At 42.4% G+C, this 15,267-nt stretch carries 14 protein-coding genes and 1 riboswitch; of the genes, 6 read left to right on the top strand and 8 right to left on the bottom strand.

Annotated features, from left to right (window positions below; translation table 11 throughout):
* The first annotated feature begins 74 nt into the window (after positions 1 to 74).
* Together mnmL and mnmM are read left to right on the top strand one after the other, a co-directional pair.
* A complete protein-coding gene (mnmL, locus tag E2626_RS15965; RefSeq protein WP_134382977.1) occupies positions 75 to 1,034 on the top strand; it encodes a tRNA modification radical SAM protein MnmL/YtqA in 960 nt (319 codons plus the stop codon).
* On the top strand, positions 1,031 to 1,603 hold the full coding sequence (gene mnmM, locus E2626_RS15960) for a tRNA 5-(aminomethyl)-2-thiouridylate-methyltransferase MnmM (protein WP_134382975.1): 573 nt from the start codon (positions 1,031 to 1,033) through the stop codon (positions 1,601 to 1,603). Before mnmL ends, mnmM begins: the two co-directional genes overlap by 4 nt.
* 246 nt (positions 1,604 to 1,849) lie before the next feature.
* Here mnmM and E2626_RS15955 read toward each other — a convergent pair whose 3' ends face one another.
* The 3 genes from E2626_RS15955 to E2626_RS15945 all read right to left on the bottom strand — a co-directional run bounded on the left by E2626_RS15955 (position 1,850) and on the right by E2626_RS15945 (position 4,875).
* Complete coding sequence (locus E2626_RS15955) at positions 1,850 to 2,851, bottom strand: LLM class flavin-dependent oxidoreductase (protein ID WP_134382973.1); 1,002 nt, start codon at positions 2,849 to 2,851, stop codon at positions 1,850 to 1,852.
* Positions 2,852 to 2,933: 82 nt separating this feature from the next.
* Positions 2,934 to 4,028 carry a tetraprenyl-beta-curcumene synthase family protein gene (locus tag E2626_RS15950; RefSeq protein ID WP_134382971.1) on the bottom strand — a complete coding sequence of 365 codons (1,095 nt, stop codon included), beginning with the start codon at positions 4,026 to 4,028 and terminating at the stop codon, positions 2,934 to 2,936.
* A gap of 43 nt (positions 4,029 to 4,071) precedes the next feature.
* Positions 4,072 to 4,875: an alpha/beta fold hydrolase gene (locus E2626_RS15945; RefSeq protein ID WP_134382969.1), complete on the bottom strand. Its 804-nt coding sequence runs from the start codon at positions 4,873 to 4,875 to the stop codon at positions 4,072 to 4,074.
* 106 nt (positions 4,876 to 4,981) lie between these two features.
* Between E2626_RS15945 and E2626_RS15940 the strand changes: the two genes are divergently transcribed.
* Positions 4,982 to 5,518: a gamma carbonic anhydrase gene (locus tag E2626_RS15940; protein ID WP_134382967.1), complete on the top strand. Its 537-nt coding sequence runs from the start codon at positions 4,982 to 4,984 to the stop codon at positions 5,516 to 5,518.
* A gap of 12 nt (positions 5,519 to 5,530) precedes the next feature.
* Entirely contained in the window at positions 5,531 to 7,024 is a 1,494-nt protein-coding gene (locus tag E2626_RS15935) for a potassium/proton antiporter (RefSeq protein WP_208528161.1), read from the top strand.
* 26 nt (positions 7,025 to 7,050) lie between these two features.
* Here the strand turns inward: E2626_RS15935 and E2626_RS15930 are convergent, their stop codons facing one another.
* Both E2626_RS15930 and metK read right to left on the bottom strand, forming a co-directional pair.
* On the bottom strand, positions 7,051 to 9,159 hold the full coding sequence (locus E2626_RS15930) for a type IA DNA topoisomerase (RefSeq protein WP_134382965.1): 2,109 nt from the start codon (positions 9,157 to 9,159) through the stop codon (positions 7,051 to 7,053).
* Positions 9,160 to 9,460: 301 nt separating this feature from the next.
* Positions 9,461 to 10,660, bottom strand: a complete 1,200-nt coding sequence (metK, locus tag E2626_RS15925; protein ID WP_134382963.1) for a methionine adenosyltransferase — start codon at positions 10,658 to 10,660, stop codon at positions 9,461 to 9,463.
* Between the two features lie 158 nt (positions 10,661 to 10,818).
* Positions 10,819 to 10,961: riboswitch (SAM riboswitch) on the bottom strand.
* A 166-nt stretch (positions 10,962 to 11,127) separates the two neighbouring features.
* Here metK and pckA point away from each other — a divergent pair.
* Positions 11,128 to 12,720 (top strand): phosphoenolpyruvate carboxykinase (ATP), encoded by a 1,593-nt coding sequence (pckA, locus tag E2626_RS15920; protein WP_134382961.1) that lies wholly within the window; start codon positions 11,128 to 11,130, stop codon positions 12,718 to 12,720.
* Between the two features lie 39 nt (positions 12,721 to 12,759).
* Here the strand turns inward: pckA and E2626_RS15915 are convergent, their stop codons facing one another.
* Genes E2626_RS15915 through ytkD form a run of 3 tightly spaced genes read right to left on the bottom strand, consistent with a single transcriptional unit; the run spans position 12,760 to position 14,274 of the window.
* Complete coding sequence (locus tag E2626_RS15915) at positions 12,760 to 13,002, bottom strand: DUF2584 family protein (RefSeq protein WP_134382959.1); 243 nt, start codon at positions 13,000 to 13,002, stop codon at positions 12,760 to 12,762.
* Between the two features lie 5 nt (positions 13,003 to 13,007).
* The gene (locus E2626_RS15910) at positions 13,008 to 13,733 is read right to left on the bottom strand and encodes an alpha/beta hydrolase family protein (RefSeq protein ID WP_134383023.1); all 726 of its coding nucleotides are present in this window, start codon (positions 13,731 to 13,733) and stop codon (positions 13,008 to 13,010) included.
* A gap of 55 nt (positions 13,734 to 13,788) precedes the next feature.
* The gene (gene ytkD / locus E2626_RS15905; RefSeq protein ID WP_134382957.1) at positions 13,789 to 14,274 is read right to left on the bottom strand and encodes an RNA deprotection pyrophosphohydrolase; all 486 of its coding nucleotides are present in this window, start codon (positions 14,272 to 14,274) and stop codon (positions 13,789 to 13,791) included.
* An 88-nt stretch (positions 14,275 to 14,362) separates the two neighbouring features.
* On the opposite strand from ytkD, the gene E2626_RS15900 reads away from it, so the two are divergent.
* Positions 14,363 to 15,220 (top strand): DUF6612 family protein, encoded by an 858-nt coding sequence (locus E2626_RS15900; protein WP_134382955.1) that lies wholly within the window; start codon positions 14,363 to 14,365, stop codon positions 15,218 to 15,220.
* The last annotated feature ends 47 nt before the right edge of the window (positions 15,221 to 15,267 follow it).

Genomic DNA, 15,267 nt, shown 5'->3' with positions numbered 1-15,267 from the left:
TTCAGTAGTCCCACTACGTAAATCATGGTAGAATGCCAAGAGTACGCTAATAGCAATGAAGGAGGTTCACACCTTTGACAACAAACAATCCTTTTCAATATGCGGTTGATAACAAGCGCTATCATACATGGAACTATCATTTAAGAAATGAGTTTGGACATAAGGTTTTTAAAGTAGCGCTTGACGGCGGTTTTGACTGCCCGAATCGCGATGGTACAGTGGCACACGGCGGATGTACATTTTGCAGTGCAGCCGGTTCCGGAGATTTTGCAGGGAATCGTGTCGATCCGCTCGAGGTCCAGTTTAATGAAGTCAAAACACGTATGCACCGCAAATGGAAAGAAGGCAAATATATGGCCTACTTCCAGGCATTTACGAATACGCATGCTCCAGTTGAAGTGCTGCGTGAAAAGTATGAAAAAGTGCTTGGTTTTGAAGATGTGGTCGGCTTATCAATTGCCACCCGTCCAGACTGTCTGCCCGATGATGTCGTGGACTATCTGGCGGAACTGAATGAAAGAACTTATCTGTGGGTTGAGTTAGGTTTACAGACCGTTCATGAATCAACTGCCGACATGATTAACCGCGCACATGATTTTGAATGCTACAAAGAAGGCGTTCAGAAGCTGCGTGACCGCGGGATCAGAGTGTGTTCACATATTATTAACGGTCTCCCGGGTGAAGACTACGATATGATGATGGAAACAGCAAAGGCTGTCGCTGACCTTGATGTTCAGGGCATAAAAATCCATCTCCTTCACCTTTTAAAAGGAACGCCAATGGTGAAACAATATGAAAAAGGACAGCTCGAGTTTATGTCACAGGAAGATTATGTTCAGTTAGTCTGTGACCAGCTTGAAATGATTCCGCCCGAAATGATTATTCACCGCATTACTGGTGATGGACCAATCGAATTAATGGTAGGACCAATGTGGAGCGTAAATAAATGGGAAGTGCTGACTGGCATTGACCGTGAACTCATTAAGAGAGGCTCCTGCCAGGGTAGTAAGTATGTAAGCGGGGTGCGTTCATGAATCTCGACAGAATCCTCCCATATACAAGAACGCTTTTAGAAAGAGCGGTATCTCCTGGTGAGGTTGTGATTGATGCCACTGTTGGGAACGGCAATGACACACTGTTTCTGGCGAGGCTTGTTGGAGAACATGGAAGAGTATACGGATTTGATGTGCAGCAGGAAGCGATTGAGGAAACAACCTCAAAGCTTGAGGAGCATGAATTAAAGAATCGTGTTCTGCTTTTTAACCAGGGACACGAGACGATCGAGGATACGCTGCCTCCGGTTCATCACGGGGCAGTGGCGGGGGCAATATTCAATCTCGGCTATCTTCCCGGCGGTGACGAAACAATCGTCACAAGACCCCGCACAACAATTGCTGCAGTTGAACAGTGTCTGAGTGTGATGCGTTCAGGCGGTATGATGATCCTTGTCATTTACCATGGTCATCCGGAAGGAGCAGTTGAACGTGATTATTTACTGCGTTACTGCGAGAAAATAGACCACTTTGAAGCACAAGTGCTACGCTATCAGTTCACAAACACACAAACACCATCACCATTTATATTAGCAATTGAGAAGAAATAAGTAACAGCCATGTGATTCGTGATCACATGGCTGTTTTATTTATTATCTACCTTTAAGTGTGCAGTCGTTCTGATTTTAAAAAACATCCAGCTGCTACTTGCTACTTGGAATGGAGAGCGGAGACTCCTGCACCAGGAAGGGACAGGTGAGATGATCACGGCGAAGCCTGATAGCTCACCGCCCGGGTGCGGAAAGCGCAGCTCTCCATGGAAAGGGGCAGCGGTGTCTGAGAATTTTCATAAAACCTTAAAGCATTCTCTCCGCAATCCGCTTATACGAATTCAGCTTATCTTCAAAATCATACGCGATCGTCGTCAGCATGATCTCATCCGTTTCGTACTCCTCAGCAAGTCTGTGCAGCTCTTTTTCAACGTGATCAACATCGCCAATCACCATGCGCTTTCTGTTTTCAAGCACACGAATTCTTTCAAAATGGCTGTATGGATAAGACATGGCTTTTTCAGGACTTGGTGTTCCTTTTGAAGCCATGCCCTGTTCAAGCATGACCATTGAAAGATCAAGACTTGATGCGATTCTCTCAGCGTCCTCCATCGTTTCACCACAAATTGTAAACACAGCAACTGAGTGTTTCGGCTGGTCATAATATTTTGACGGCTTGAAACGATTTAGATACTGCTTCGTATAAGAAGGTCCTCCCTGACCATTGATAAATAAAGCAAAAGTATATGGCACGCCCAGTTCAGCCGCCAAAGCAGCAGAAGATGGACTTGAACCAAGCATCCACAGATCAGGTATCGTCCGGGTGACAGGTGTAGCTTTAATATTGCCATATGGGTGATCTTCCGGCAGGTCATCGTGCAGGTATTGTAATAATTCATTCACCTGTTCAGGATAACGGTTTACATCGCGCGGTTTTCCGTCAGACAATGCATATGAAGCTCTTGGCATCCCGCCTGGAGCACGGCCAATACCAACGTCAATTCTTCCCGGTGTCAAACCTTCAAGCACCTTAAAGTTTTCAGCTACTTTATAAGCGCTGTAGTGAGGCAGCATGACACCGCCGGATCCGACTTTAATCCGTTCAGTTTTAGCTGCTAAATGTGCAATCAGTACTTCAGGGGATGAGCCTGCGAGTGTAGGTGTATCGTGATGTTCTGATACCCAAAATCGTGTGAAGCCTAACTCATCCGCCAGCTGCGCCAGCTCAACAGTCTGCTTAAGCCCCTGTTCTGCAGTACCTCCTTCAGCTATGGATGATTGATCTAATATACTTAATGTCAATGACATACGCTCACTCCTCTCTCAATCACCATTATTGTAAATTCCATTTAAAAAGTCGAACATTTCGCTTAGCGAAACGTTCGACTTGTCAGATACGTTCTTCTTTTAAGTATATATTTCCAGGCATCATCTTCATAATGCTCCTGTATGCACGACCATTCACATAAAAAAATAAACTGACAGTACCACTTGAACGGATGATTTTTCTGGCGAGCATTCTTACCTTTTTCTGATTGTTCACCTTTTCATCAGAAAGATATACGCCAAGAAGTCCCCGGTTAATTAATTTATGAAATCTGCTGTGCGGGAGTTTGTTTGTATGCCGGTCTGCCTCTTCCACGAAATGCTGCAACCGTGCAAATAAGCTCTCAGGATCCTGATAGTAAAAACAGAAGTTCAGATCTCCTTCTTCCCTGTCTTCTTCCTGATCGATGAAATAATCCAGAAGAATATGTAGCCCCTGTATGTATGGAAAATAACCTTCCCGGATGACAGCTGCATACTCCGGCTTAAAATCTGGTCTGAGCGCATACGAAACGAGACAGAAAATTCCAAGTGTAGACCCTGTACAGGCTGAAAATTCAAACCATTCCATTTCAGGAAAGTCTTTACGATGTGTTTCAAACCAGCTTTGGAGCCGCTCTTCTCTTTCTTCTTCAGCAACATGCTTATGAATTTGCAGTTCGCAATAGATCTTAGAAAGAAAAAGAAGTTCATCCTTAATCAGCAAATAATTTGGAATACGCGATAATACTTCCTGACACCTTAAAACGAGTCCGGATAAATAATGATTTTCACTGTCTTCCCTCATCTGATAATAATCTCTCGGGACAGCGCCTACAGTCAGCGCATCCTCCATCGCATAATGCAGCATGGTGAAATCCTCGGGATCCAGAGAGGTACTGCGATCGCAAAGATTATCAAGGTAATCACTAATCGTCTGATAGGCCACAATGAACTCGATCGCATCACGCTTTCCCTTCAAAGCAAGAAGTGACATAATGCCGCCACCTTCACAGTGAAACGCTTTATCATTCAGACTTGCAAGCGCCTGGCTCCTGCATTCTTCATTTTCTATTCTCTGAGCCTTCTGTTTCCATATATGCATTTCCCTATGCACGATAGGGAACACTTTTCGATAAGTTTGATTCATTAAAAACAGCGGTTCGATCGGCACTGACATATGTCCTCACCTCTTTATCTATCATCTATTTTTAGTCATTTATTTAAAGATCATAACCGATTGATCTTAAACGGTTTTTCACAAATGATTCTGCATAATGAAAGACTTCATCACGTTCAGGTTCATTAAATAATTCGTGATAGCACTGTGTCCATTCCTTAAATTGAAACTCTGTGAGATTAAGGGCTAACAGCCACTTCTTTGCAACAGCTGTATCAACCAGTTTATTTTCCCCGCTTTGCATGAGCAAAAGTGGTGTATCCGGAAATTCACTGTCTTCTGCAAGTGTTTGTTTCATCGCAAACAGCATTTCACGATACCATCTCACTGATACTCTCGACACATAAATAGGGTCTTCAAGATCCAATTCTATAATTTCACTATTTCTCGTTGCATCCTGCACTGTGAAACCAAATGCAAATCGATGTTCCGGCGTTAGTTTATTCAAGCTTCCTGATAGCAGATGACTGAATTTTGATGGTGTATGTTCATATGCAAAAGTCGGGTTAGATAGCATGATCCCTGCAATTTCATAGTTTTTCTTATACATCATCCTCACTGCAATCAGTCCGCCTAAACCGTGTCCGAGCAGGAAGATTGGCAGGTTAAAAAGCATTGCCGCTTCGATCCACTGCCCGACAGCCGTTTCATATTCTTTGAAAGAGTCGATGTGCCCTCTCTCAGTTCTTTTAACCATACCTTGTCCGGGTAAATCTCCCATGACTACATGAAACCCTCTTGAACGCCATTTTTCAATCAGCCAGCCATACCTGGCGTGGTGCTCAAGTTCACCATGAATGATGACCACCACACCGTGAGCGATCCCATCTGTTTCCCATTTCCACATGACTGGAACACCCGCCTCTCAAGTAAAATCTTAGATGTGCGACATTTTAAATGCCTGTGATAAAATAAACTATAACATATTTTTAACTAGATAAAGGAGTGATAAGATGATTCTCCCTTTTAAGGATAGACATCCTGATATTCATGAAAGTGTGTACATATCTCATTCAGCTACAGTAACAGGTGATATAAAGATCGGTGCTGAATCCAGCGTCTGGCCGGGCGTTGTCATACGGGGCGACGTGTCTCCTACAATCATCGGAACTAAAGTCAACATACAGGACCTTTCAGTTCTGCACCAGAGTCCGGACCTTCCTCTGGTAATTGAAGATGAAGTAACAGTCGGTCATCAGGTCACTTTGCACAGCTGCACAATCAGAAAAAATGCACTGATTGGCATGGGATCAATTATCCTTGATGGCGCTGAAATCGGTGAAGGCGCGTTTGTCGGCGCTGGAAGTCTCGTACCGCCAGGCAAAAAAATCCCTGCAGGAATGATGGCATTCGGCCGTCCGGCAAAAGTCATCCGTGAAGTGAATGAAGAAGACAGAAAAGATATGGAGCGCATTGTCAGAGAATATGCTGAAAAAGCTCAGCTGTATAAAAAAGCAGAAATGAAAAAATTAAGCGGAGATGATTCCTGATGAGTGATTGTCATGCTGATTGAATCTTTCGGAATCGATTCGTTTATACTTTTAACCGGACTACTGCTGGTAACAGGGGTATTAGTGGCAAAGTTCTCTAATAAGTGGGGACTTCCCGCCCTCGTTCTATTTATACTCATCGGAATGATCATTGGCAGTGATGGTCTTGGAATTGTGTATTTTGATGATGCACAGGCTGCACAGCTGATCGGTATACTGGCGTTAGTCATTATTCTGTTTGAGGGCGGGATGCAGACAAAGTGGCAGACAGTAAAAGCCGTTTCTCTCCCTTCACTTTCACTCGCTACTTTAGGCGTTCTTCTCACATCAGGAATCGTCGGCTATGCCGCTTATCTGATATTTGATGTAACTCTTCTTGAAGGTCTTCTTTTTGGTGCCATAGTCGGTTCGACTGATGCTGCAGCTGTATTCTCAGTATTAAAAGAGCGTAATATCAAAGCCAAAATGGGTGCAACACTTGAAGCTGAATCCGGGACAAATGATCCTATGGCTGTCTTTCTCACATTGTCATTTATTGAACTCATTACGAATGAAAATTCTTCGATTTGGGGATTGTTTCCTTCGTTTATACTACAAATGGGCGCCGGCCTTGCTTTCGGATTGATTCTTGGAAAAATTGCTTCTTCTGCACTCAATAGAATCAAACTGGACTCCAGTGGTCTTTATCCAATTTTCTCAGTTTCTTTTGCACTATTAACGTACAGTATCACTGCCATTGTTGGAGGGAGCGGATTCCTTGCAGTTTATGTAGCTGCTTTAATCATCGGGAATAATGAATTAACATACCGTTATTCAATTTTCCAATTCAATGAGGGATTTGCATGGATGTCACAAATTATGATGTTCATTATTCTGGGTCTGCTAGTATTCCCCGGGCAGCTATTTTCACTTGATATTGTCATTAGTGGTCTTATTCTTTCTGTGATCCTTATCTTCATTGCCCGCCCAATTGCTGTTTTCCTTTCCGTGATCGGTATGAAATACAAAATGAAAGAGAAAATCTTTATATCATGGGCTGGTTTACGTGGTGCTGTTCCAATTGTTCTTGCTACGTTTCCTGTAGTAGCAGGACTTGAAAACGGACAATTATTTTTTAATGTCGTGTTCTTTATCGTTTTAACCTCGACATTGCTTCAGGGCTCCACGATTTCATATGTGGCAAAGAAGCTGGACCTTGTCGGACCTAAAAAAGATACACCTCACCATTCCCTCGAACTAATCTCGATTGGAAAGGCAAACGCTGAAATGATCCAATTCCATACAAATAGAGACATTGAAATCGTTGGGAAAAAGCTGAAGGATCTTAACTTTCCTCATCAGGCAACAATCAGCGCGATTGTAAGAAATGACAACCTGATCAGTCCTTATGGTGAAACACAAATTAAAGCAGGCGATTTTCTTTATATTCTTGTAAATACGAAGCATAAAGAAGAAGTAAAAAAACTGCTGGAAAAAAGACGTCCAAAAACTGAAGTCTCAAAATAGAAAAAGCAGCCCTCGGGCTGCTTCTTTTACTTAAATGCCATTTCGATTTTTCCTTCTTTCAATATCAGCCTTGCACTGAACGTTTTGCCTGCTTTGCTCTTGAAGCCTTTCAGCAAACCAGTCTGTCCTTTCTCACACAGTGCTTTGATTTGCGCATCTGATATTTTCTTTTTTAACAGCATTTTCGGTAATGTCTGCTTACATCCTTTTTTGTAATCACTGCATCCATAAAATCCGCCTTTGTCCACCATCACACCCGTTTTGCAAGTTGGGCATAGCGGCATCGAGGATGACTTTTTTGTTCCGCTTCCGGCAATTGATTTTATATTAACCATTTGTTTCGGTGCTTCTTCAATCATATGCTGAATAAATTTAGCAATATTATTGAGAAATGCCTCCTGACTGCCTTCTTTTCGGCCGATTTTCTTTAGGTACGTTTCCCATCTGGCCGTCATTTCCGGACTGCTGAGCAGCGTACCGCCAATAACCTGGCAAAGCGTTACGCCTTTTTGTGTTACTGAAACCGTATTTTTTGTCACATTGATATACTGCTGTTTTTTTAACGTATCAATTATCGATGCGCGTGTGGCTTCTGTTCCGATTCCTTCCACTTCTTTCAGCATTGCCTGATCCTGCTCATCTTCGAGCATTTTTCCAGCCGTTTTCATCATCGTAATAAGCTGACCTTCCGTGTAAGGCTTAGGGGGCTTTGTCACATCTTCTTTGATGTTTACAACTGATTCGATGACATCTCCTGCTTTCAATGGCGGCAAAATTGTATCTTTTTTCGCACTCTCATTAAAAAGCTCTTTCCAGCCGCGCTTTTTTTCTACAGTTCCTTTTACACTGAAAATCAGCGCATTGATATCCACATCTATCAGGGTTTCCTCATAATGATAATCCTCATGAAACATCGCGAGCGTACTGTTCAGAATTTCATTATATATATTCTTTTCCATTGGCTTCAGCTTTTCAATTCTTTCTCTTGTCAGCACTTTTTTAGTCGGAATAATGGCGTAGTGTTCCTGAACTTTTTTATCCTGCACATACTTCGGCCTTGGTTTCGGGTGAGCAGTGTTAAAAGAAGTACCGGCTGCCTGCTTCATTGAGTCAAGCTGTCCTGATAAATAACGGAATTCACTCATCGTAATAAACTGACAATCTGTCCGCGGATAAGAAACGAGTTTCTTTTCGTACAAACCCTGTACCGTTTTAAGGACGTTGGATGGACTGTATTTATAGCGCCTGTTCATCTTTGCCTGAAGCGATGACAGACTGTGGAGACTCGGTGCCTGCATTTTCTTGAGCTTTTTGTCAGCCTTGATGATTTTCCCTAGTGCGCCGGTTCCTTCTGAAATAAGATGCTGATTTAATGTATCTTCTGCTTCTTCTTTTTTCTTAAAAGTCGTCTTATGTTTCGTCTGGAATGTCAGACCACTTTCTTTATGATCTGCAATCAGCTGAAAAAATGGCTCAGGTGTGAAGTTTTCGATTTCATGCTGGCGCTGCCAGATCATATATAAAGTCGGTGTCTGGACTCTTCCTAAACTGAAAGGTCCATCAATTCCTTTTTCCTGTAAAAGCAATGTATAAAGCCTGGAAATATTCATTCCGACCAGCCAGTCACTCACTTGTCTGGTCTGAGCTTCGTCATATAAAGAGAGATAGTCTTCTCCCTCACGAAGCTCCTGAAACCCTTTTCTGATGACATCTTTTTCAAGTGAATTAATCCACAGCCTTTTTGTAGGCTTATGCATCATTCCCGCCTGTTCAATAATAGACCGGGCAATATTTTCGCCTTCTCTGTCACTATCAGTAGCCACCACGATCTGGTCAGCCTTTCTGAGGAGCCCTTTTACAATATTAAACTGCGTTCTTTTCGCATAAGGTACTGTAAACTTGAATTCTTCCGGAATCATCGGCAGGGTTTCAAGCTTCCACCTCTTCCACTCCGGTTTATACTTTTGAGGCTCTTCAAGGGACACTAAATGTCCAAATCCCCATGTAATTGCCGCTCCACCAGGGAACAGCGCATCTTCTATATGAAAATATCCATCAGTTTTTCTGGAATTTTGAAAAGCGTCTGCATAGCTTTTAGCCTGAGAAGGTTTTTCTGCGAGAATGACTGTAAACAAAGGAATTCCTCCTAAACATTGTCCGAAGCATCAATCGGGGATTTGTGCATTCATCATATCATGGCGCGACTCAGTTAGCGAACACTTATTCTATTTGGTTGGGTGGTGGTTCGGAGAAAATTGGTGGGTGTTCGGAGAAATCTGATGAATGTTCACAGAAAGCTCTTTGGGTTTCGGGGAAAAAAGCAGGTGGTTCGGAGAAAGTGCCATCACCTTCACAGAAAAGTGTAATTTGACCTATGTCCCAACAATAAAAAATCCGGTAAATATCTCAAAAGATATTTACCGGATGCTTCATCTATTAAACGTTCGCTTCTTTTTTAAGCACGCCAGCCTTATCTGTTCTTTCCCATGGAAGGTCAAGATCATTACGGCCGAAGTGTCCGTAAGCAGCTGTCTGCTTGTAAATCGGACGGCGAAGGTCAAGCATTTTGATGATGCCGGCAGGACGAAGGTCAAAATGGTTACGGACCAGTTCGATCAGTGTTTCTTCGTCAGCTTTACCAGTCTCAAATGTATTGATTGAGATTGATACTGGCTGCGCAACGCCGATTGCATATGCGAGCTGCACTTCACATTTATCAGCAAGACCGGCTGCTACAATGTTTTTTGCTACATAACGGGCTGCATAAGCACCTGAGCGGTCAACTTTAGTTGCATCTTTACCTGAAAATGCGCCACCGCCGTGACGTGCATAGCCACCGTAAGTATCAACGATGATTTTACGTCCTGTCAGTCCTGCGTCTCCCTGAGGTCCGCCAATGACAAAACGTCCTGTAGGGTTAATGAAATATTTAGTATCCTCGTCGATCAGTTCAGCAGGAACAACCTGATTGATTACGTGTTCCTTCAAATTGCGTTGGATCTGTTCAAGGCTTACTTCAGGGTGATGCTGTGTAGAAATAACAATTGTATCGACACGTACCGGTTTGTCATTTTCATCATACTCAACAGTGACCTGTGTCTTACCATCCGGACGAAGGTAAGGAAGAATGTCTTCTTTACGTACTTCAGTCAGACGACGTGAAAGTTTGTGAGCAAGTGAAATTGGCAGTGGCATTAATTCAGCTGTTTCGTTATTTGCATAACCAAACATTAATCCCTGATCACCGGCACCGATTGAATCGATTTCTTCATCACTCATTTGGCTTTCACGGTCTTCAAGTGCACGATCCACTCCGGCAGCAATATCAGGCGACTGCTCATCAATAGAAGTAAGTACTGCACAAGTGTCAGCATCAAAGCCGTATTTTGCACGTGTATAACCGATTTCTTTAATCGTTTCACGTACGATCTTTGGAATATCTACATAAGTAGACGTTGAGATTTCTCCTGCTACAAGTACAAGTCCTGTAGTAACAGAAGTTTCGCAAGCCACGCGGGCATTCGGATCATCCTTCAGAATTGCATCTAAAATTGAATCAGAAATCTGATCACAGATTTTATCCGGATGTCCCTCAGTTACGGACTCGGATGTAAACAAACGACGTTTTGTTGACATGAAAGTTTCCTCCTTGTGAAGCAAATAGTCGACGGTACTCATTACCCTTAGAGATCGAACGTTAACCTACAAGATCATCCAAGTTTCGGCATAAAAATAAAAGAAACCTTTCCCCATTGGAGCATCGAGGAAAGGTTCAATAATCAGTTCGCCTTTCACTCTTATCGTTCAAGACATGTGTCTTGCTCCAGGTTAGCACCTTCGCTCCAAGTTGTTGGACCGCAAAAGCATCATGCTTTTTTTTGCGGAGCAGGTTGCTGGGTTTCATAGGGCCTGTCCCTCCACCAGCTCGGGATAAGAGTATCCGTTCAAAAAATAATCATACGTAAATGAATGCCTAATGTCAATCATAAGATGCTAAATAAGAATTTTTGACGAAATGTCCTATTAGTATAGACTATTGATTTGAATGTGTTATACTAATTTCGAACAAAGGTGAATGACTTAGTGAAAAGGTGGGAGATAACATGACAACAATCCGAAACACTTCAGAACTAAATGAATTATTAATGAGTGAACGCGTAAATACGAACCTGTCTGTACCTCAACTTGTTGAGAAAGTATTAATGAGAGAAGAAGGTACTTTAACTTCTACTGGTTCAGTCAGAGCTGAAACTGGTACTTATACCGGACGCTCACCCAAAGACAAATTTATTGTGGATGAGCCTTCAGTAAGCGACAAAATTGACTGGGGTAAAGTCAATCAGCCGATTTCTGAGGAATCATTTGACCGTTTATATACGAAAGTGCTGAATCATCTAAGTGATAAAGAAGAATTATTTGTATTTGAAGGGTTTGCAGGAGCTGATGCTTCTTCCCGCCTCCCGATTCGTGTAGTGAACGAGCGTGCCTGGCACAATCTTTTTGCACATCAGCTCTTCATCAGACCTGAAAAAGGTGAAAAGTGGACCAGCCAAAATGAAGCTCCTTTTACAATTCTATCAGCTCCTTCATTAAAAGCCGATCCTGAAACAGATGGTACAAGATCTGAAACATTTATTATCGTGTCATTTGAACAGCGCACAATCTTAATTGGTGGTACAGAATATGCGGGTGAAATGAAGAAATCCATTTTCTCTGTTATGAACTACCTGCTGCCCCAAAACGATATCTTACCAATGCACTGCTCTTCGAATGTCGGAGCTGAAGGTGATGTTGCGCTGTTCTTCGGCCTTTCAGGAACAGGTAAAACAACCCTTTCTGCAGATCCCGACCGCAAACTGATTGGTGATGATGAGCACGGCTGGTCGGATAATGGTGTCTTCAATATTGAAGGTGGATGCTATGCAAAGTGCATTAACCTTTCACGGGAAAAAGAACCGCAAATCTTCGATGCCATCCGATTTGGTTCAGTTCTTGAAAATGTCATGCTAGATGCAGATTCACATGAAGCAGATTATGATGACGCATCATTAACTGAGAATACGCGTGCTGCCTACCCGCTTCAGGCGATGGATAACATCGTAGAACCAAGCAGAGCCGGCCATCCGAATACAATTGTATTTTTGACTGCAGACGCATTCGGCGTACTCCCTCCAATTTCAAAGCTGACGAAGGAACAGGCGATGTACCACTTCTTAAGCGGATACACATCAAAACTGGCTGGAACTGAGCGTGGAATCACTGAACCTGAGGCAACATTCTCTACCTGCTTCGGCTCACCTTTTCTGCCTTTAGAGCCGACCGTTTATGCTGAAATGCTTGGCAAAAAGCTCGAAGAACATGAAGCTGAAGTATACTTAGTCAATACGGGCTGGACTGGTGGCGCATATGGCACAGGTTCACGCATGAAACTTACTTATACAAGAGCAATGGTCAGAGCTGCGTTACATGGTGAACTTGCAAACACAGAGACTGCTAAAAATGGTCTTTTCGGACTTGAAACACCGATTCATGTTCCCGGTGTTCCAGACGATGTACTTCAGCCCCGGTTTGCCTGGAAGAATGAGCGCGATTATGAAGAGAAAGCAATGGATCTGGCGATGAAATTTAAAGAGAACTTTAAAAAATTCAACAGTGTAGATGAACGTATCGCCCGTCTTGGCGGACCGATTGTTTAACTGATAAAAACGCGTAACGGCATAATGCCGCTACGCGTTTTAATTTGTAGACTCAAGAGATTTTAGTTCAAAATAAATCAATGTTTTCTGATCGCTCCACTCAAGCTTATATATTTCTGCGATCCCACGAATTTCACCCGAAATCGAATTTTTCACTTCCAGTGGAATATGCATCGGGTATAATCTGTACTCATCCTTTTCAAGTTTAAAGAAGTTATTTTCTATTCTCTCTTCTCTTCCTTTAGTAACGATCATTGTGTTCAATTCTAATGGCATTCCCATTACATTCAGCTCCTTTGTTTTTTCATCCAGTCTGTCAGCCGCTTGACGGTTGCAATATTTTCGAGTGGCGGAAATACGTGATCATATGAAGCATAATACCAGCTTTCTACAGGTTTTTGATGTTCCTTCAACTTACGCTCCAACTGGTAGGCATGTTCCGCAGAAACATGCTCATCACGCTCACCATGTATAATCAGTACCGGACAATTCATTTTTTCTATCTCATTCAGCGGTGTACGCCATGCATAAGAATCAGGCACTTTAGTTGGAGAACCTCCTATCACCCTTTTCATCATTCTTCTCATATCTTTTCGTTCTTCATATGTCAGCACCATATCTGAGACCCCGTTCCAGGTCACAACAGATGACGTCCCAGGGTCTTCCATACCTACAAGCAGCGCCATTACACCGCCTCTTGAAAAACCAAAAACGTGAAGATGTCCTGAAAATGAAGAATGTCTGCGGAGAATGATATTCCCATTTACAGCGTCCATGCGATCATCTCCTGCAAAATCCTCGTTTCCCTCTCCTCCTCTGTTTCCTCTGTAATAAGGAGCAAAAACGATGAACCCCTGTGCAGCAAACTGTGCAATTCTTGAAGGTCTGACCATACCAATTCCTTTGATACCGCCCCTTAAATACAAAAATCCATCATAACTTCCCTTTTTAACCGGTTCTGCCAGTAACCCCTTCACTTTAAGTCCTTCAGACCAATAAAGCACTTCATGCATGATGATGTGCGGGTTCGGTGAGGGATAAAGATATTTGTGAATCACTTGGCCATTTTCACCCAATTCCTTCCACTCCCTTAATGTCTTTTAGTATATATTCAATAGAAAATCTCACTGTATTGTCTTTCATAATAAAACTGAATTGATCATCAAAACGTTTTGCTAAAATGTCTCCTGCAACCATGATCGGACCTTCCGTTTCATGATAATCATGTTTTGGAGTGAGAGAGGTAAGTTCTGTATAATATACGTTCTTAATAATGACAGGATCTACATCTACTTTATACTGTCCAATATAGATCAGCTCTCCAACCTGACCGCCCAGTTCTTCCATCACTTCTCTGCCTGCAGCTTCTTCTGGTGATTCACCTGTTTCAATTTTCCCACCAGGAAATTCGTAACCTCTTTTTTTATGTTTCGTGAGAACCCACTGTTTGTTAAAGCGTGTTAATATGAATACATGAGCAGGCGCTTGCGAGAAGGGATTCATCTGATGCGAATATGTAACTGAATAACCATTATCGTCTTTGAATTGATACATATATTGACACCTGCTTTCAGATAATTGAAACTTTTTGACTTGTGAACCGTACCTTTTAGTAAGAACCTCACATATAGGAGATGATCAAATGAAAAAATCATTACTTCTTTCAACTGCTGCTTTAACTTTAACCCTTGCAGCGTGTACTGAAACTGCTGAACCTGCTGAAGGCAGTAAAGACACTTCATCAATGACGCTTGAAGAAGTTTACAGCATGGCACTGGAAAAAAACAACGAAATTGAGAGTGTGAAATCCTCCGCAATACTTAACCAGGCAGTGATAATGGGCAGTGAAGATGAAACCATTCATACAACGTCTGAGATTGACATGACTGTTGTAAGTAATCCGCTCACTTTACACCAGGTGAACACGACCGAAATGTCAGGCGGCGAAGGAACTGAAGCACCGAACCAAAGCTTTACGGTAGAATCTTATATGACAGAAGATGGATTTTATATGCAGGACCCTGCGTCATCTCAGTGGCTGAAGATGCCTGCTGAAATGTCTGATCAACTCATCCAGATGAGTCATTCACAATCAAATCCAGGCAGTGAACTCGAAAACCTGGAAGCATATATTGAAGACTTCACTTTTGAACAGAACGATGACAGCTTTATTTTAACGCTGAATGCTTCAGGAGAAAAGTTTAGCGACATGCTGATCGAGCAGACAGGAGAGTTAATGCCTGATCTCGGACTCGGTATCCCTGCTGAAACTCTATTCAAAGACACAACTTTTGAAGATGTATTGTATGTCATTACTTTAGATAAAGAAAGCTTTCTTATCGAATCACTGGATCTTGATATGACAATGAACATGAATTTTGCCGAACAATCCATGAAAATCGAACAAAATTTAGAATCCGACTATACTGATTATAACGCAATTGATGAAATTACTGTTCCTCAGGAAGTCATCGATTCTGCCGAAGAAATAAGTATGTAAGTCAAAAAGAAGAAGCTGTTACAAATGATAAATTCCCCTGCATAAAA

Source organism: Jeotgalibacillus salarius (genome assembly GCF_004405125.1).
GTDB classification, from domain to species: Bacteria; Bacillota; Bacilli; order Bacillales; family Jeotgalibacillaceae; genus Jeotgalibacillus; species Jeotgalibacillus salarius.
This window is presented reverse-complemented; position numbering and strand designations above follow the sequence as displayed.

Bases quoted from the DNA above. Each gene is read 5' to 3' on its own strand.
- E2626_RS15915 (WP_134382959.1), bottom strand. From the start codon at position 13,002: ATGGGAATGCCATTAGAATTGAACACAATGATCGTTACTAAAGGAAGA.
- ytkD (WP_134382957.1), bottom strand. From the start codon at position 14,274: ATGTATCAATTCAAAGACGATAATGGTTATTCAGTTACATATTCGCAT.
- E2626_RS15955 (WP_134382973.1), bottom strand. From the start codon at position 2,851: ATGTCATTGACATTAAGTATATTAGATCAATCATCCATAGCTGAAGGA.
- E2626_RS15950 (WP_134382971.1), bottom strand. From the start codon at position 4,028: ATGTCAGTGCCGATCGAACCGCTGTTTTTAATGAATCAAACTTATCGA.
- E2626_RS15935 (WP_208528161.1), top strand. From the start codon at position 5,531: ATGCTGATTGAATCTTTCGGAATCGATTCGTTTATACTTTTAACCGGA.
- pckA (WP_134382961.1), top strand. From the start codon at position 11,128: ATGACAACAATCCGAAACACTTCAGAACTAAATGAATTATTAATGAGT.
- mnmM (WP_134382975.1), top strand. From the start codon at position 1,031: ATGAATCTCGACAGAATCCTCCCATATACAAGAACGCTTTTAGAAAGA.
- E2626_RS15900 (WP_134382955.1), top strand. From the start codon at position 14,363: ATGAAAAAATCATTACTTCTTTCAACTGCTGCTTTAACTTTAACCCTT.
- E2626_RS15945 (WP_134382969.1), bottom strand. From the start codon at position 4,875: ATGTGGAAATGGGAAACAGATGGGATCGCTCACGGTGTGGTGGTCATC.
- E2626_RS15940 (WP_134382967.1), top strand. From the start codon at position 4,982: ATGATTCTCCCTTTTAAGGATAGACATCCTGATATTCATGAAAGTGTG.
- E2626_RS15910 (WP_134383023.1), bottom strand. From the start codon at position 13,733: ATGCATGAAGTGCTTTATTGGTCTGAAGGACTTAAAGTGAAGGGGTTA.
- metK (WP_134382963.1), bottom strand. From the start codon at position 10,660: ATGTCAACAAAACGTCGTTTGTTTACATCCGAGTCCGTAACTGAGGGA.